This is a genomic window from Microbacterium sp. Leaf179 (genome assembly GCF_001423785.1).
Lineage (GTDB): Bacteria > Actinomycetota > Actinomycetes > Actinomycetales > Microbacteriaceae > Microbacterium.
Genome location: NZ_LMPH01000001.1, coordinates 389,807 through 407,221, shown reverse-complemented (window position 1 = coordinate 407,221; position 17,415 = coordinate 389,807). Strand labels below are relative to the sequence as shown.

14 protein-coding genes are annotated in these 17,415 nt (G+C 72.8%); 7 read left to right on the top strand and 7 right to left on the bottom strand.

All coding sequences use genetic code 11. From position 1 onward, the window contains the following. Positions 1–112: 112 nt before the first annotated feature. Entirely contained in the window at positions 113–1,087 is a 975-nt protein-coding gene (locus ASF96_RS01885; protein ID WP_055935432.1) for an ABC transporter substrate-binding protein, read from the top strand. Positions 1,088–1,149: 62 nt separating this feature from the next. Then, positions 1,150–1,725, top strand: a complete 576-nt coding sequence (locus ASF96_RS01880) for a GNAT family N-acetyltransferase (RefSeq protein ID WP_082509231.1) — start codon at positions 1,150–1,152, stop codon at positions 1,723–1,725. Between the two features lie 158 nt (positions 1,726–1,883). Here ASF96_RS01880 and ASF96_RS01875 read toward each other — a convergent pair whose 3' ends face one another. Then, positions 1,884–2,402: a GNAT family N-acetyltransferase gene (locus tag ASF96_RS01875; protein ID WP_055935430.1), complete on the bottom strand. Its 519-nt coding sequence runs from the start codon at positions 2,400–2,402 to the stop codon at positions 1,884–1,886. A gap of 204 nt (positions 2,403–2,606) precedes the next feature. On the opposite strand from ASF96_RS01875, the gene ASF96_RS01870 reads away from it, so the two are divergent. Both ASF96_RS01870 and ASF96_RS01865 read left to right on the top strand, forming a co-directional pair. Then, positions 2,607–3,323: a GNAT family N-acetyltransferase gene (locus tag ASF96_RS01870; RefSeq protein ID WP_055935428.1), complete on the top strand. Its 717-nt coding sequence runs from the start codon at positions 2,607–2,609 to the stop codon at positions 3,321–3,323. Beyond that, positions 3,320–4,330, top strand: a complete 1,011-nt coding sequence (locus ASF96_RS01865) for an LLM class flavin-dependent oxidoreductase (protein ID WP_055935426.1) — start codon at positions 3,320–3,322, stop codon at positions 4,328–4,330. The genes ASF96_RS01870 and ASF96_RS01865 overlap by 4 nt, the downstream gene beginning before the upstream one ends. Positions 4,331–4,501: 171 nt before the next feature. Here the strand turns inward: ASF96_RS01865 and ASF96_RS01860 are convergent, their stop codons facing one another. The 6 genes from ASF96_RS01860 to ASF96_RS01835 all read right to left on the bottom strand — a co-directional run bounded on the left by ASF96_RS01860 (position 4,502) and on the right by ASF96_RS01835 (position 12,383). Then, positions 4,502–5,692 (bottom strand): aminotransferase-like domain-containing protein, encoded by a 1,191-nt coding sequence (locus ASF96_RS01860; protein ID WP_055935425.1) that lies wholly within the window; start codon positions 5,690–5,692, stop codon positions 4,502–4,504. After that, a complete protein-coding gene (locus ASF96_RS01855; RefSeq protein ID WP_055935423.1) occupies positions 5,689–7,362 on the bottom strand; it encodes a dipeptide ABC transporter ATP-binding protein in 1,674 nt (557 codons plus the stop codon). Before ASF96_RS01855 ends, ASF96_RS01860 begins: the two co-directional genes overlap by 4 nt. After that, positions 7,359–8,207 (bottom strand): ABC transporter permease, encoded by an 849-nt coding sequence (locus tag ASF96_RS01850; protein ID WP_055935421.1) that lies wholly within the window; start codon positions 8,205–8,207, stop codon positions 7,359–7,361. Before ASF96_RS01850 ends, ASF96_RS01855 begins: the two co-directional genes overlap by 4 nt. Continuing rightward, positions 8,204–9,220, bottom strand: a complete 1,017-nt coding sequence (locus tag ASF96_RS01845; RefSeq protein WP_055935420.1) for an ABC transporter permease — start codon at positions 9,218–9,220, stop codon at positions 8,204–8,206. Before ASF96_RS01845 ends, ASF96_RS01850 begins: the two co-directional genes overlap by 4 nt. Before the next feature lie 64 nt (positions 9,221–9,284). Further along, the gene (locus ASF96_RS01840; RefSeq protein ID WP_055935418.1) at positions 9,285–10,940 is read right to left on the bottom strand and encodes an ABC transporter substrate-binding protein; all 1,656 of its coding nucleotides are present in this window, start codon (positions 10,938–10,940) and stop codon (positions 9,285–9,287) included. Positions 10,941–10,967: 27 nt separating this feature from the next. After that, the gene (locus ASF96_RS01835) at positions 10,968–12,383 is read right to left on the bottom strand and encodes an FAD-binding oxidoreductase (protein ID WP_055935416.1); all 1,416 of its coding nucleotides are present in this window, start codon (positions 12,381–12,383) and stop codon (positions 10,968–10,970) included. 346 nt (positions 12,384–12,729) lie between these two features. Between ASF96_RS01835 and ASF96_RS01830 the strand changes: the two genes are divergently transcribed. The 3 genes from ASF96_RS01830 to ASF96_RS01820 are packed head-to-tail and all read left to right on the top strand — an operon-like array spanning position 12,730 to position 17,227. Next, on the top strand, positions 12,730–13,935 hold the full coding sequence (locus ASF96_RS01830) for an LLM class flavin-dependent oxidoreductase (RefSeq protein WP_055935413.1): 1,206 nt from the start codon (positions 12,730–12,732) through the stop codon (positions 13,933–13,935). Beyond that, a complete protein-coding gene (locus ASF96_RS01825; RefSeq protein ID WP_055935411.1) occupies positions 13,932–15,320 on the top strand; it encodes an NtaA/DmoA family FMN-dependent monooxygenase in 1,389 nt (462 codons plus the stop codon). Before ASF96_RS01830 ends, ASF96_RS01825 begins: the two co-directional genes overlap by 4 nt. Continuing rightward, on the top strand, positions 15,317–17,227 hold the full coding sequence (locus ASF96_RS01820) for an FAD/NAD(P)-binding protein (protein ID WP_055935409.1): 1,911 nt from the start codon (positions 15,317–15,319) through the stop codon (positions 17,225–17,227). The genes ASF96_RS01825 and ASF96_RS01820 overlap by 4 nt, the downstream gene beginning before the upstream one ends. Positions 17,228–17,415: the final 188 nt, after the last annotated feature.

The window sequence follows — 17,415 nt, the reverse complement described above, 5'->3', positions numbered from 1 at the left end:
CTCGCTCCGACCCGTACCCGAAACGCCGTCCGGCGCCCGCCGGAGGCATCACACCGCCGTCCGTGACGCGACACCGGCGCCACGGCATCCACCCCTCACAAGGAGACACAGCATGGCCCTCAGCAAGAAGCAGAGCATCGCGATCGGCGTGATCGCCGCGGCGGTCGTCGCCGTCGTCGGCGGCGGCGTCGCCCTCGGCATCAACCGCCCGGCCGAAGCGGTCGCGGCGCCGGAGCCCTCGGCATCCGCCCCCGCCGTCGAGTGGGTGCACACCGATCCGATCCCCGACGCCGTCGCCGCGCTCGAAGCCAGCGGCTTCACGCCCATCGAGGCGGGCAAGCTCACCGTCGCCGTCGGAGCCTTCGTGCCGCCGCTCAGCTACGTGCCCGACGGCGAGACGCTGCCCGCCGGCACCGAGCCCAACATCGGCTCGCTCATCGCCGAGAGCCTCGGCCTCGAGTACAACCCCGTCGTGGTGGCGTGGGCGGATTGGCCCCTCGGCATCCAATCGGGCAAGTACGACCTCATCACCTCGAACGTCACCGTGACCGAGGAGCGCAAGGAGCTGTACGACTTCGCGAGCTACCGGCAGGACCTGCTCGGCTTCGCCGTGCGCTCCGACAGCGCGATCGAGAAGATCGACAAGGCCGACGACATCTCGGGCCTCAAGGTCGTCGTGGGCTCGGGCACGAACCAAGAGAAGGTGCTGCTGAGCTGGAACGCCGAGCTGACGGCCGCCGGCAAGGCCCCCGCCGAGCTGAACTACTACGACGACAATGCCGCGGCGACCCTCGCCCTGCAGTCGGGCCGCGTCGACGCGACCTTCGGTCCGAACGCCACCGCCGCGTGGGCGGCGAAAGAGACCGGCGAGACCAAGATCGTCGGGATCGTCCCCGGCGGCTGGCCGCTGCAGGCCGACATCGCCGCGGGCACGAAGAAGGGCAACGGGCTCGTCGAGCCGGTCAACGTCGCGCTCGAGGAGCTCATCCGGAATGGAAAGTACGCCGACGTGTTGAACGTGTGGAACCTCGAGTCCGAGGGCATCGAGACCTCGCAGATCAACCCGCCCGGACTCCCGAAGTCCTGACCTGAACGCGGCCCGGTCTTCTTCGAGACCGGGCCGCGTTCTCGCTTCCTCGAAGGGATGCCATGACCACCTCGCTCCCCGCCGACCGCGCCGCGGGCGCCGGCGACGCCCTCGCGCCGGCCGAAGCCCGGACCGACGCCCCCGCCCTGACCATCCGCCTCGTCGCGCCCGACGAGCACGCGGATGCCGGGCGCCTCACCGCCGACGCCTACCGCCACAGCTACGAAGGGCTCACCGCGGGCTACCTCGCGTCGCTCGCCGACGTTGCGACCCGGGTCGCGCAGGGCGAGGTGTGGGTCGCCCTCGACGGCGACGAGATCGTCGGCACCGTCTGGACACCCCGGCCCGGCGAACGCCTGTCTCCGCTCGCGGTCGAGGGCGAGCTCGACTTCCGTCAGCTCGCTGTTGCGCCGACGGCCCGGGGACGCGGCGTGGGCGAGGCCCTCACCCGTCACGTGATCGGTCTGGCCCGGGCGCGCGGGGCGGTGCGCGTCGTGATGAACAGCGGCCCCGAGATGCTCGGCGCCCACGCGCTGTACCTCAAGCTCGGCTTCCGCCGGCTGACCGAGCGCGAGCATCCGGTCGAGGTCGAGCCCGGTCGCTTCCTCGACCTGCGGGCATTCGCGTACGACCTCTGACGGCGCTGGTGCGACCCGCCCCGCACCGTTCGGGGCGGGGTTCGTGCAGCGGGGCGGTCATTGTCCGCCCCACTGCACGTTTCGCGCCCCGAACCCCCGCGCTCGGGCGGGCCGCCTCGCGCTCGCGCCGATGACGGCGACGTCGAGGATGTCGTCGGTCACGCGGCCGGCGATCCCGCGGCCAGCGGCTTCGCGAAGCACCGCGAGGCGGGGAACCGCACGTACGGCGCGAAGGTGTCGATGGCGTGGTACCCGATGCGCTCGTACAGCGCGATGGCCTCGGGCTGCCGGTCGCCGGTCTGCAGGATGAGCCGGGACGCGCCCCGGTGCCGCGCGATGCGCTCGAGCTCGGCCATGAGCGCGCGACTCGCCCCCTGCCCGCGGGCGCGGCGCTCGACGAAGACGCGCTTGACCTCGAGCTCGCCGCCGAGGGCGCGGAGCGCCGCGTGGCCGACCGGCTCGCCGGACCCGTCGTGCACGAGCAGCACGTCGACGATCGTGGCGGGATCGACCGCGAAGTCCTCGGCCAGCAGGGCGCGCGTGTGGTCATCGAACGCCGCGAACGCGTCGGCGTACCGCGGGGCGATCTCGTCATCCATCGCGGCGCGCAACGCCACCGCACGCTCGTCGTGCCAGTCGACCCGCTCGATCGTCCACGTGCTGTCCACCGCCGTCATCCCGTCAGTATCTCCCCGCTCCTCGCGACTCTCCCCCGGCACCGGAAACCGCGGGTAACACTTCGGCGGGCGCCACTCGCAACGCGGAGTCGGCGACCGTCACCGGGCGTCGAACGTCTTCACACACCGTCATCGTGGGGTGGTCCGGTTGCGTCTCGTGACCCCCGGCTTGCACGGCCGCCGCGACCGGCGCAGAGTGTCCCGGTGACCTCCGCATCGCTCCTCGACATCCCCCACGCCGACGCCACCGTCCTCGACAACGCCGCCTGGCACTCCCTGGCCGGCCCGCACTCCTCGTTCGCCATCGGCGGCGACCTCGTCCGCCGGTATCCCGAGGACGTCGCGCCGTTCGTCGCCGTGCGCACGTGGGACGAACCCGGGGTCTGGGACGCCCTGCGCGACCTCGTCGGACCGGGCGCCGACGTCGGCCTGTCGGGCTACGAGGGCGGCTTCCCCGAGGGGTGGGAGTACCTCGGCGGGGGCGAGGGGGTGCAGCTCGTCGAGACCGACGCCCTGCGGACGCGTCCCGATGACGAAGCGATCGAACTGGATGCCGCGGACGCGGCCGACATGATCGCGATCGTCGACCGCAATCAGCCCGGCCCCTTCCGGCCCCGCACCTACGAGCTCGGTCGATACATCGGCATCCGTCGCGAAGGCCGTCTGGTGGCCATGGCCGGCGAGCGCCTCCACCCCACGGGGTGGACCGAGATCAGTGCCGTCGCGGTGGATGCCGATCACCGGCGCCAGGGCCTCGCCTCGCGCCTCGTGCTCGACGTGGCGTTCCACATCCAGCAGCGCGGTGACCGCGCACTGCTGCACGCGGCGGCGACGAACGTCGGTGCGATCGCGGCGTACGAGCGCCTGGGTTTCGCGCTGCGGCGGCGGAACCGGTTCGTCTCGGTGCGGACGCCGGCATGACCCGACCGCTCCGCTCCCTCGGCTTCCTCACCATCGGCCTCTTCGACCGCGACGACCCGCGCGCCGGGCACGAGACCACCCTGTCGATCATCGAGCGCGGCGAGCGCCTCGGCTTCGACAGCGCGTGGCTGCGTGATCGGCACCTGCAGTACGGCCTGTCCTCCCCCGTCGCGGTGCTCGCCGCGGCATCCCAGCGCACGAGTCGCATCCGGCTCGGAACCGCGGTCATCCCGCTCGGCTACGAGAACCCGTTCCGCCTCGCCGAAGACCTGGCCACCGTCGACGTGCTCAGCGGTGGACGCCTGGAGCCGGGATTCTCGGTGGGTCCGCCGCGCCGGCTCGACGAGATCGCCGCCGCGCTGTACCCCGACACGTCCGACCACGAGGACTTCGGGTACGGGCGCCTCGCGCGGCTCCGCCGCTTCCTCGCGGGCGAGGCCGTCAGCCCGTTCGCGGGCACCGAGGGCATCGAGGAGTATTCCGAGCGCATCGAACCGCACTCCTCGGGTCTCGCCGACCGGCTCTGGTACGGCGCCGGGAGCCCCACCTCGACGACCTGGGCGGCCGAGAACGGCTTCCACCTGCTCACCAGCAGCGTCATCCAGTCGACGACGTCGACCGACTTCGACACCGAGCAGTACGCGCAGATCCGCCTGTACCGCGACACGCACGCCGACGGCGAGAACGCCCGCGTGTCACAGGGTCTCGTGGTGGTCCCCACCGACACGGCCACACCCGACCAGCGTCGGCGATACGAGGCCTACGCCGAGTCGCGGCGCGGGCGCGTCGGCATCCCCCAGGGTCCCCGCGGGCTGCTGTTCGCCGCCGACCTCGTCGGCACCTCGGAGCAGATCGCCGAGCAGCTGCAGGCGACGGCGTCGGTCGCCGAGATCGACGAGGTGGCCTTCGCCCTGCCGTTCGACCTCGCACCCGACGACTACGTGCAGATCCTCGAGGACATCGCGGGGCGGTTGGGGCCGCTGCTGGGGTGGAGCCCGACGCCGTGAGCCCCGCCGCGCCGCGAGCATAACCTCAGCGATACGCACAACCTCAGCCGGCATCCCCCGAACCGAACGGAGGTTGTGCACATCGCCGACCCTGCGCACACCCGCTGGCGCCGCCACGCGCCACCTCGCGCGACGCCGGCACCGACCCTGCGCGCACCCGTGCGCCCCGCCTCAGCGCTGCCGCGCCACCGCGCGCGCGAGGCGGGCCGCGGCTGTGCGCAGGTCGTCTTCGTCGGTGTCGCCGTAGGCCAGACGCAGGTGCCGGTCGGCGTCGGTTCCGGGACCGGAGGCGAAGAACGACCCGCGCTGGTACTCCACGCCCTCGGCGCTCGCGTCGGCCGCGAGCCGGTCGGCATCGATCGCCTCATCGTTCAGGCGCGGCCAGAGGAACAGTCCGCCGTCGGGCACCGTGACGTCGAACACCCCCGGAGCCTCGGCCTCCAGAGCATCGGCGAGCGCCCGGGCGCGCGAGCGGTACAGCGACCGCGCCCGCTCGAGCACGCGGTCGAACAGCCCGGCGTCGCTCGTGAGCAGCTCGGCGATCACCGCCTGCACCAAGGTCGACGAGTGCGAGTCCTGGCGGCTGCGCAGGGCCACGGCATCCGGGACCAACCGCTCCGGCAGCACGACCCATCCCAGGCGCAGCCCCGGGCCGAGCGTCTTGGTGAAGGTGTTGACGTGGATGACGTGGTCGGAGTCGTGGAAGGGCGCGACCGACTCGAGCTCCCCATGGAACCGCAGCTCGCGATAGGGGTCGTCGGCGAAGACCACGAAGCCGTACTCCTCGGCCAGGGCCACGAGTTCGCGACGGCGCTCGGTCGGCAACGACGACTGCGACGGGTTGTGGAACTCCGGCACCGTGTACACCGCGGCGGGGCGCGCGCCGTCGCGCAGGTGCGCGGCGAGCTCGTCGACGTCGAGCCCCTCGGCTCCGACGCGGATGGGCAGCACCCGTGCGTCGGCCAGCTCGAGGCCGCGCAGGAACAGCGGGAACACCGGGTTGTCGACGGCCACGAGGTCTCCGCGCTCGAGCACGGTCTGCACCGCGAGAGCGAGGCCGTGGAAGCCGCCGTTGGTCACGAGCACCCGCTCGACGGCGACGCCCTCGCGCGCGGCGATCCACTCCCGCAGCGCCGGGATGCCCTCGGTGCGGGAGTACTGCAGCGACGGCGCCCCGGGTGCGGCGAGAACGCGGGCCGTCGCCTCGGCGAGCTCGGCGGTCGGCAGCACCGACGGATCCGGGATGCCGCCGAGCAGCTCGATCGCATCGGGTCGACGGTCGCGCAGGGTCTGGTCGCCGAAGCCCTTCGGGACGGTGAACGCCTCGATGAGCGCGGGACGGGACGGGACGAGGAGGGTCATGACGACTCCGAGGGTCGGGAGAGGGCGGCCAGGGGACGGGGGATGGCCTCGACGAGCGCCCGCGTGTACGGCTCGCGCGGGTGCGAGAGCACGTCGGCGACGCGGCCGGCCTCGACGACCCGGCCGTCCTTGAGCACCGAGACGGTGTCGGCGATCTGGCGGACCAGCGCGAGGTCGTGCGAGACGAAGAGGTACGTGAGACCGCGCTCGCGCTGCAGGCGGCGGAGCACCTCGAACACCCCGGCCTGCACGGTCACGTCGAGGGCCGAGGTCGGCTCGTCCAGCACGATGACGTCGGGCTCGAGCACCAGGGCACGGGCGATGGCCACGCGCTGGCGTTGTCCGCCCGACAGCGCGTCGGGGCGACGGCGAGCGAGCTCGGGCGGCAGGCCCACGGCATCCAGTGCCTCGGCCACCCTGGTCGAACGCTCCGCGCGCGTGCCGACGCGGTAGCGATCGAGCGGTTCGCGCACGATGCGCGCGACGCTCCAGGTGGGGTCGAGCGAGGTGAAGGGGTTCTGGTAAACCAGCTGCAGGTGGCGACGGATGCCACGCAGCTCCTGCTCCGTGCGGCCCGTCACCGCCTGCCCGTCGACGAGGATCTCCCCGGCGTCGGGGCTCTCCAGCCCCAGGAGCAGGCGGACCGTCGTGGTCTTGCCGGAGCCGGACTCTCCGACGAGGGCATGGGTCGTTCCGGCCGGAACGCGGAACGAGACCCCCGACACCGCGGGGCGCGGCGTCCCGTCGACGACGAAGCTCTTCGACACGTCGCGGACGTGGATGCGGGCCGACGCGGTGTCGGTGGTCCACTCGTCGACCCCGCGGTCGACGACATCGCCGCGGTAGCGGTCGGGGTTCAACGCGGGCGCGTCGGCCTGCAGCTGCACCGTGTACGGCGAGGTCGGCGCGGCGAAGACGGTGCGGGTCGAGCCGGCCTCCTGCACGCGTCCGTCTTTGAGCACGACGATCTCGTCGGTGCGCTCGGCGGCGATCGCCAGGTCGTGCGTGATGAGCAGCAGACCGATGCCGTCCTCGGTGCGCAGGTCATCGAGCAGGTCGAGGATGCGCTTCTGGATCGTCACGTCGAGCGCGCTGGTGGGCTCGTCGGCGACGAGCAGCTCGGGCCGCGGCAGCACGGCGAGCCCGATGAGCACGCGCTGCAGCATGCCGCCCGACAACTGGTGCGGGTACGAGTCGTACACCCGGGCGGGATCGGGCAGGCCGACGCGGGCGAACACGTCGAGGCTCGCCGCGCGCTGCGCGCGGGCGTCGGCGAGACCGGCCAGGGCGGCCGCCTCGCGCGCTTGCGACCCCACCGTGCGCACGGGGTTGAGCGCGTGGGCGGGGTCTTGCGGCACGAAGCCGATCCGGCGCCCGCGGTACGGCCGGAACCGCGCCTCGGAGAGATCGAGCAGGTCGTCGCCGGCGAACGCCACCCGTCCGCGCGCCCGGCCCGTGCCGCGCGGGAGGAGCCGGAGCACCGAGCGCGCGATGGTCGACTTGCCCGAGCCCGATTCCCCGATGAGGGCGAGGCTGCCGCCGCGCGGGATCGAGAACGACACGTCGTGCACCACGGGGGTACGGCCGTACGAGACCGAGAGATCCTGCACGCGCAGCAGCGGCGGAGCCGCCACGAGCGTGTCGGGGCTCAGCGAGAGGGTGGTGGTCATGACGTCCTCCGGAGCCAGCGGCTGATGCGGTTGATCGACAGCACGGTCGCCACGGTCACCAGGGCGGGCCAGACGACCAGCCACGGCGCCCGGGGGTAGTCCTTGCCGGCCGAGATGAGCAGACCCCAGTCGGATGCCGGGGGCGGATCGCCGTAGCCGAGGAAGGCGAGTCCCGCGATGACGAGGATGGACAGGCCGAACTGCAGCACCGCGAGCGGAACGAGCGAGCGCGAGGCGTTGGGCAGCACGTGCCGGAACAGCACGTGCAGGTTCGAGCCGCCCTGCAGACGCGCGGCCTCGACGAAGACCGAGGAGCGCACCCGCAGCACCTCCGCCCGCATGACGCGCGCGAACACCGCGACGGCCGACACCCCGGTGGCGATCGCGGCGTTGATGGTCTGGAAGCCGAGCGAGCTGACGATCACGACGGCGAGCAGGAACGCGGGGATCGCCAGCAGCACGTCGACGAAGCGCGCCAGCACGACGTCGGTCCACGACCCGAGGAAGCCGGCGAGCAGACCGATCAGTCCGCCGACGACCACCCCGATCGTCACGGCCACGAGGGCGCTGGTCACCGACGACTGCGCGCCGAAGACGATGCGCGCGAACAGGTCGCGACCGAGGTGGTCGGTGCCGAGCACGTGCGCGGCGCTGGGGCCCTGCAGCTTGTCGGCGGGGACACCCTGCGCGGGGTTCTGGGTCGTGAACAGCGTGGGCGCGAGCGACCAGGCGAGCACGACGGCCACGACGACGAACGGCACGATCACGCCGATCGGAACGGAGAGACGGATGCCGCGCACCCGGGCGATCGTCGCCCGCGGCGCGAGGAGCGATGCGGCGGTCATACGATCCCCACCTCCTCGCGGAGCAGCGGCGCCGGGTCCTCGCGCGAAGCGCTGACGGCCGGGCGCCCGGACGGACCCACCGAGACGCGGGGATCGAGCAGGGGGTACGCGAGGTCGGCGACGAGGTTCACCACGACGAACACCACGGCCGCGAGCGACACCACCGCCTGCAGCACCGGCAGGTCCTGGCTGGCGACGGCCGACTCGACGAGGGTGCCGATGCCGACGCGGCCGAAGATCGCCTCGGTGATGAGGGCTCCGCCGAGCAGCTCGCCGACGATCAACGCCAGCACCGTCACCGTCGGCAACGCCGACGGCTTGGCGAGGTGGCGCAGGAACAGCGCCCCCGACCGCAGCCCCCGCGATCGCGCGACGGCGACGTACTCCTGACGCGACTCGTGATCGAGCGAGGCGATGAGCACCTCCGCCAGTTGCGCCGACACCGGGATGCCGAGCGCCACCGCCGCGAAGAAGGTGCCCCACGGCGTCTCGGTGTCGATCATGCTGAACAGTCCGAGGCCGAACGCGAAGACGTGGATGAGCAGCAGGCCGATGACGAAGTTCGGCACCGACAGGAACAGCGACGGCAGCGAGCGGAGCACGCCCTGCCCGAAGCGCGGGGGCAGGAACTGCGTCCCGTACGCGATGGCGACGGCCAGCACGATCGCGACGAGGAGGGCGGCCGCCGCGAGGCTCAGCGTGGAGCCCAGGGCGTCGAACACCAGGGTGCCGACGGGCAGGTTCGACCGCAGCGAGACGCCGAGATCGCCCACCACGAACCGGCCGAGAGACGAGCCCAGCTGCACGTACCAGGGCTGATCGAGCCCGTAGTAGGCGACGATGCGCGCGATGTCGTCCTCGGTGAAGCCGTTGTCGGGGTTTCTCAGCGTGCTCGTCACGGGGTCGCCGGGCAGGATGCTGATCACGACGAACGTGAACAGGTACGCCAGCACGACGACGACGATCGCCTGACCGGTGCGCCGCAGGGCGAAACGGCCGTAGATGCGCAGCATGTTCTCTTCCTCTCTGTCTGACGCCGCGGGGAGGGATGCCGTGCACCCGCCCCCGCGGCCGAGGTCAGTCGTTCAGCCAGGCGTCCAGGTAGTACGCGTAGGCGAGGCCGTTGTAGGTGACGCCGCTGACGTCGGGGGCCTGCACGTAGACGCGCTGCACGATCTGGGTGAGCGGGACGAAGTAGCCCTGATCGAGCACGTAGCCCTGCAGCTCGTCGGCCACCGCGGCACGGGCGTCGCGGTCGGTGGCCGTGGCGATGCGCGTGGCGAGGTCGTTGAGCGTGGCATCCGAGGTGCCGACCTTGAACCAGTCCTCGTCGCCCTTCTTCTGCGAGGTGAGCACCCCGGCGACGGTTCCGACGTCGACGAAGCTGCGGGTGATCTCGGTCGCCGGCACGGCGGCGTTCCCGATGACCTTCTGGCCGTAGGTCGGCACGTCGTACGTCTCGAGGTTCACCTCGAAACCGAGGGTCGTCAGCTGCTGGTCGACCAGTTCGTCGACCGACTGCGAGGCCTGGAGGTAGGGGTTCGGGTACAGCGTGAAGGCGAGCTTCTGTCCGCCCTTCGTGCGCACGCCGTCGGCGCCCTTCACCCATCCGGCCGCGTCCAGCAGGGATGCCGCCTCGTCGGGGTCGTAGGCGAAGTCGGCGCTGCGATCGGTCGCCTCGGGAACCGTGCTCTGGATGAAGGACTCGGCTCCGAGCCAGTCCTCGGTGTAGACGGTCGAGAGGATCTCGTCGCGGTCGATGCCGTGCTGCACCGCCTGGCGCACGCGCACGTCGTCGAACGGCGCCACCGTGGTGTTCAGCGCGTAGCCGTTGACGAAGCCGAGGTAGCGTGGCGTCTCGACCGTCAGGCCCTCGCCCTTCAGCGCGTCGAGGTCCTGCGGGCTGGCGTTGTACGCGACCTGCGCCTGGCCCGACTCGACCGAGGCGGTGCGCAGCGAGGGCTCAGCCACCTGCTTGTACGTGATGGTGTCGAGGTAGGCCGGGCCGTCGTGTCCGATCGCCTCGGGGCCCCAGTCGTAGTCGTCGCGCTTCTTCAGCACGACGCTGTCGCCGTCGGCGACCTTCTCGACGGTGAAGGGGCCGCTGCCGATGTCGTTCGTGAGGTCGGCCTGCTGGTCGGCGGGGAGGGCGAGCGTCGTCGGCGACAGCAGGATCGAGCCGTGGTACGCCAGCGTCGGGATGAAGCTGAGCGTGGGCGCCGAGAACGACACCGTCACCGTGCTGGCGTCCACGGCTTCTGCGCCCTGGTAGTTGGCCGAGGGGAACAGGCCGATGCGGTTGATGCCCTCGTCGGGGCGGCCCTTCGCCCAGATGTCGATGTTCGCCACGACCGCGGCGGCATCCAGCGGCGCGCCGTCCGAGAAGGTCACGCCCTCTTTGAGGTGGAGGGTGAACTGGGTCTTGTCGGCGTTCTCGTCCCAGCTCTCGGCTATCCACGGGCTGAGGGTGCCCTCGGCGTCGACGTAGACGAGCTTGTCGGTCAGGTGACCCCAGATGTTGCCCTGATAGCTCGAGATCGAGCTGTTGTTGGGGATCCAGCTGGCACCGAGCGAGTCGATGAGGAACACCAGGTCACCGCCGGGCTTCGGGGTGGCGTCGGCGGACGGGGCGGCGGTCGAGGCCGCGCCGCAGCCGCTGAGCAGGATGGCTCCGACGGTGAGGGCGGAGGCGACGCCGAGCAGGCGTCGACGTGGGCGGGTGCGAATGGTCATGAGAATCCTCGAGCTGTGGGGAACGGGTTACAGGGCTTTTCCGGGGTTGAACAGGCCGGCCGGGTCGAGCGCGTCCTTGATCGCGAGCTGCGCCGCCCGCACGCGCGCGGCGAGCTCTTCGGCGGCGAGCGCGCGCTTGACCGTGCCGATGCCGTGCTCACCGCTGACCGTGCCGCCCACGGCGAGGGCGGCACGCACCAGATCGTCGGCGGCGTCGTGCACCGCCGCGGGAACGACCGCCGGGTCGGCGTCGGCGGGGATGGGCAGGGTGACGACCGGGTGCAGGTTGCCGTCGCCCGCGTGGGCGACGGCGCTGACGGTCACGCCGTGGCGGGCTTCGATCTCGGGGAAGCCGGCGAAGATCTCGGCGATGCGCGACTTCGGCACGGCGACGTCGCCGCCGGCGAACCAGGAGCCGTCATCGAAGCGTCGGCCCGAGCGGCGCAGCTCCCAGAGCACCTCGGCATCCGCGGCGGCCTCGACCCGCACGCGGGCGCCGACGGCCTCGAGCGCCGCGGTCAGCTCGGCCGTCTGCTCGTCGATGCCGAACCCGTCGAGCTCGATGAGCAGCAGAGCCGCGCCGCGGGCGCGGAGCCCGGAGTCGTTCGCCGCGTCGATGCCCTCGAGGGTGGGCTGGTCGAGGAACTCGATGACACTGGGCCGCACGCGCGAGGCCGTGATCGCCCCGATCGCCGCGGCCCCCGCGGCCGTGGAGTCGAAGAACGCCGTCACCGTGCGCCGCGCGACGGGGAGCGGACGGATGCGCACGGTGGCGCCGACGACGATGCCGAGCACACCCTCCGAGCCCACGAACAGCGAGACCAGATCGAGACCGGTGACGCCCTTGATCGAGCGGTGCCCGATCGAGACGAGGCTGCCGTCGGCGAGCACGACGTCGAGGGCCAGCACCGACTCGCGGGTGACGCCGTACTTCGCGCACCGCAGGCCCCCGGCGTTGGTGGCGATGTTGCCGCCGATGGTCGAGATGCGCCAGCTCGCGGGGTCGGGGGCGTAGAAGAGGCCGAGCGGGGCGAGGCGCTCGTTGAGGGCGGAGTTGAGCACACCCGGCTCCACGACGGCGACCTCGTCGGCGGGCGACACCTCGACGATCCGGGTGAGTCGGTCGGTCGAGATCACGAGCTGGTCGGCGCCCGCCGCGGCCCCGCCCGACAGGCCGGTCCCCGCGCCGCGCGGCACGACGCTGACGCCGTGGCGGCCGGCGAGGCGCACGAGCTGCTGCACCTCGGCGACGGTGGACGGGAACGCGACCGCGGGCCCGTCCTGCGCCGCGCTCCCGCGGCGCGGCGCGGTGCCGGCGTCGTGAGCGAATGCCGCCGTCTCGACCGACGGCGGTCGCACGTCGAGATCTGGCGCCTCGACGCGCAGGTCGTCGAGCAGAGTCGACAGACCCGTGAACGGGGCGATCGCGGTGGGCACGCTCATGGGCGGTCCTCTCTCGGTACGGACGGGAATCCAGCCGAACGTACGGGGAGACGGCGCCGCCCTCATCTCGGGTGACACGCTCCGTCGCGATGCGTCACCGTCTGACACGGTGTGTCGCGGGGCGACATAGTCGCCGCCCCGGTGCGCGCTCGCGCGCCGCGGGCGGTAGGTTCCGCGCGTCGCCGCCGTTCGCGCCGCCGCGAGGCGGAGCGGGCGGAGATCGAACCCGCGGCGCTCGTAACATGACGCCTCGCGGCGCTGTGTGACGCGCCCGATTGTGTCGACAGGGCCGCGGCGGCACAGTGGGCGTCTCGGCGGGACGGACCCGCCGCGGAGGGAATCCCCGATGTCGGACCGCATCCACCTCGCCGTCGCCCTGGACGGCGCCGGCTGGCACCCGGCCGCCTGGCGCGAGCCCACGGCGCGGCCCGCCGAGCTGACGTCGCCGGCGTACTGGCGCGCGCTCGCCCGCACGGCCGACGACGCGGGCCTGCTGCTCGCGACGATCGAAGACGCGCTCAGCCTCGGCGGCCGTTCCTTCGAGCCGGATGCCGAGACCCGGCGCGACCGCGTGCGGGGGCGCCTCGACGCGGTGCTGGTGGCGTCGTTCCTGGCACCGGTCACGCGCCGCATCGGCCTCGTGCCGACGGCGACCACCGCGCACCCCGAGCCGTTCCACCTCGCCACGGCGCTGCAGACCCTCGACCACGTCAGCCGGGGCCGCGGGGGCGTGCGTCTGGTGGCGGGTTCCACCGCGCAGGAGCGCGCGAACTTCGGGCGCCGCGCCGACGGGCCCACGGGGCTGCCGGCATCCGGTCGCGTCGAAGACGACCCGGCGCTCCTCGCGGCCTTCCGCGAGGCCGGCGAGGTGGCCGACGTCATCCGCCGTCTCGCCGACTCGTGGGAAGACGACGCGATCGTGCGCGACCTCGCGTCGGGGAAGTTCCTCGATCGGGACCGCGTTCACAACGTCGCGTTCGAGGGCGAGTTCTTCTCGATCACGGGCGCCTCGATCGTGCCGCGCTCCCCCCAGGGGCAATCTCTCGTCACCGCCCTCGCCCACCAGAGCGTGCCCTACCGCTTCGCCGCCGAGCACGCCGACCTCGTGTTCGTCACACCCGCCGATGCGTCCGCGGTCGACGGGATCCGGAGCGAGCTGGCCGAGGCCGCCGACGCGGCGCGCGCGCTCGACGAGCCCCTGCGCGTCTTCGCCGACCTGCTCGTCCTCGTCGAAGAGACCCCCGCCGCGGCCGCCGCGGTCTGGAACCGCCTGCAGGAGCGCGCGCCGCTCACCACCGACGCCCGCGTGGTCGTGGGCACCGCCGACGACGTCGTGGACGAGATCCGCGCCCTCGCCGACGCCGGGGTCGACGGTGTGCGCCTGCGTCCCGCCCGCCTTCCGGCCGACCTCAAGGCCATCGCCGACCGGGTCATCCCGCGGGCGGCGAGCGCCAGCATCCTGCTCCCCGACGACGGCGCGCCCACGCTGCGCGAGCGCGTCGGACTCCCCCGTCTCGCCAGCCGCTACGCCCGTCAGGAGGTCGGCGCATGACCCGCCGCCGGATCCATCTCGCCGCCCACTTCCCCGGGGTGAACAACACGACCGTCTGGACCGACCCGGCCGCGGGCAGTCAGATCGACTTCTCGTCGTTCGAGCACTTCGCCCGCACCGCCGAGCGCGGCTTCTTCGACTACCTGTTCCTCGCCGAGGGGCTGCGACTGCGCGAGCACCGCGGACAGCTGCACGACCTCGACGTGGCGGGACGCCCGAACACCCTCGCGATCCTCACCGCCCTGGCCGCCGTCACCGAACACATCGGCCTGGTCGGCACGCTCAACACGACGTTCAACGAGCCGTACGAGCTCGCCCGACAGCTCGGCACCCTCGACCTGCTCTCGGGCGGTCGCGCGGGGTGGAACGCCGTGACCAGTTCCGACGCGTTCCACGGGGCGAACTTCCGCCGCGGCGGCTACCTCGACCACGCCGACCGGTACGTGCGGGCCTCCGAGTTCGCCGAACTCTCGAAAGCGCTGTGGTCGTCGTGGCGCGACGACGCGATCGTGGCGGATGCCGACACCGGGGCGTTCCTGCGCGATGACGCCATCGCGCGGGTACGGCACGAGACGCGGTTGTTCGACGTCGACGCGGTGTTCGACGTCCCCCGCTCCCCGCAGGGCCGGCCGGTGATCGTGCAGGCCGGCGACTCCCCCGACGGCCGCGACTTCGCCACCGCCCACGCCGACGTGATCTTCTCGCTGCACACCGCGTTCGACGACGCGCAGCAGTTCTACCGCGATGTGAAGGGTCGCCTCGCCGCCCACGGCCGCGACGAGGACTCGCTGAAGATCCTGCCCGCGGCGACCTTCGTGCTCGGCGACACCGAGGCCGAGGCCCGCGAGCGCTCGCGCGAGGTCGCGCTCGCCCAGGTGCGGCCGCAGACCGCGATCACCTATCTCGAGCAGATCTGGAACCGCGACCTCAGCGGCTACGACGCCGACGGCCCCCTGCCCGACGTCGAACCCGACACGGGCGTCGAAACCGCGCAGGGCTTCGCCGGGCGCCACTCGGCCATCCGCGCCCGGGTGGGGCAGCTGCGCGCGCAGGCGACGGCCGAGAACCTCAGCATCCGCGAGCTCGTCATCCGCCTGACGGCGAACCACACCTTCGTCGGGACGCCCGAGCATGTGGCATCCGAGATCGACCGGTACGTGCAGGAGCGCGCGACCGACGGCTTCACGGTCGTCGGGCACGTCACCCCGCACGGCCTCGACGCCTTCACCGAGAAGGTCGTGCCCCTGCTGCAGGAGCGCGGGTCGTACCGCCGCTCGTACGACGAGGGCGCGACGCTGCACGACCTGCTGGGGCTGCCGCCGGTGGTCGCGGGCGCTCCGGACACCCCCGGGCCGCACGACACCGCGACGGCCGCCGCGCGATGAGCGACCGGGCGGCGCGGCTCGTCATCGTCGGCGCGGGGCCCCGCGCCGTGATGCTCGTCGAGCGCCTGCTCGCCCGGCGCACGAAGGCCGCGACGCCGACCCTGCACGTCACCCTCGTCGACCCCCATCCGCCCGGCGCGGGCCGCATCTGGCGGCGGGAGCAGTCGCCCCTGCTCAAGCTCAACTCGATGGCGCGCGACGTCACGGTGTTCACCGACGAGTCGTGCACGATCGCGGGGCCGGTGCGTTCGGGACCGTCGCTCATCGAGTGGGCCGAGCGCGTGCGCGCGGGCTCGCTGCCCGACGTCGAGATCGACGACCCCGATCTCGCGGCCGAGCTGCAGGCGCTCCGCGGCGACAGCTTCCCCACGCGCCGGCTGCAGAGCGTGTACCTCGACTGGTTCTGGCGGCGCACGGTCGCCATCGCGCCCCCGGGCGTCGAGGTGCGATGGCACCGCGGCGCCGTGCAGTGGGTCGACGACACGGTCGACGGGTACGAGGTGGCGTTGGCCGATGGCATCCGTCTGCCCGCCGACATCGTCGTGTACGCCCTGGGTCACAACGGACGCGAGCCCGACGGTCAGACCCGCGACCTCCTCATCGCGGCCGCCGACGCCGGGCTGACCTACGTACCGCCGTCGTTCACCGCCGACGCCGACCTCTCGGTGCTCGTCCCCGGCGACGACGTCATCGTGCGCGGAATGGGACTCGCCGCGGTGGATGCCGTCGTGCTGCTGGCCGAGGGACGCGGCGGCCGCTTCGCGCGCACCGCCGACGGCCGGCTGCGGTACGAGCCGTCGGGGCGGGAGCCGCGGCTGCACCTCGGCTCCCGCCGCGGGGTGCCGTACCGCTCGAAGGTGTCATCCCAGGTACAGGGCGAACCGCCGACGCGCGAGGTGCTGACCCCAGCCGCGATCGCCGATCTTCTCGCCCGTCCGGGCACGATCGACTTCCTCGACGACGTATGGCCCCTCGTCGCGCGGGAGCTCGTGTGGGGGCACTACCGCGAGCTGTTCACCGGCCACCCCGAGCGGGTGACGACGACGTGGGCGGCCTTCCGCGTGACCCTGCGCGAAGTCGACGGGAACACGGCCGCCCTCCGCCGCGCGGTCGCCGCCGTCGTGCCCGACCCGCTCGACCGCTTCGACGTGCCCGCGCTCGACGTGCCGCTGGGCGACGAGGCGTTCGTCGACGCCGCCGACGTGCACCGGCGCGTGCGCCGCCACATCGCCGACGACCTGCAGCTGCGCACGACGCAGGAACGCAGCACCGCGCAGGCGCTGTTCCTCACGATCCTGCTGTCGTTCCTGGCTCTGGCCGACATCCCCACCGAGCGGTGGAGCGCGCGTTCGCGGGCCGTGGACCTGCCCGTGACCTGGCACACGTTCTTCAGCTACGTCGCCTCGGGCCCGCCCGCGCACCGCCTGGAAGAGATCGGCGCCCTCGCCGACGCCGGGGTCGTGCGCTTCCTCGGTCCCGACGTCGCCGTGCGGATCGCGGACGGCCGCTTCGTGGCATCCTCTCCCCGCGTTCCCGGCGAGGTGCGGGCGGGGTCGCTCATCGACGCCTGGCTTCCGGGGATGGGGGCCGCCTCGAGCGAGAACCCCGCGCTCCGCGAACTCGCGACGCGCCACGGCCGAGAGGTGCACGTCAGCGACGCGACGTTCACCGGCTCGCTCGGCCGCATCGACGTCGACGCCGACGGCCGGGTGATCGCCCGCGACGGCTCCGCCCACCCCACGCTGTTCGCCCTCGGCCCCTTCACCTCGGCCATGGAGGCCGGGGCGTTCACGCGGCCCCACTCGAACGCCCTGCCCCTGCGCCAGACCGACCGGGTCGCGGGAGCGGTGGCGGATGCCGTGGCGTCGGTGCGCGTGCCGCGGCGCGCGACGGCCCCCTCTCGTTGAGTGTCCACGACACGCCGCACCCGGGGTGGGCAGCGCGGCGTGTCGTTGACGCTCAACGCTGGGGGTGCGGGTGCGGGTGCGGGTGCACATTCTCGTTGAGTGTCCGAGACACGCCGCGCGTGCGATGGGCCGCGCGGCGTGTTGTGGACACTCGACGCTGGGGGCGGGTACGAGGCGGGGCGAAGGCG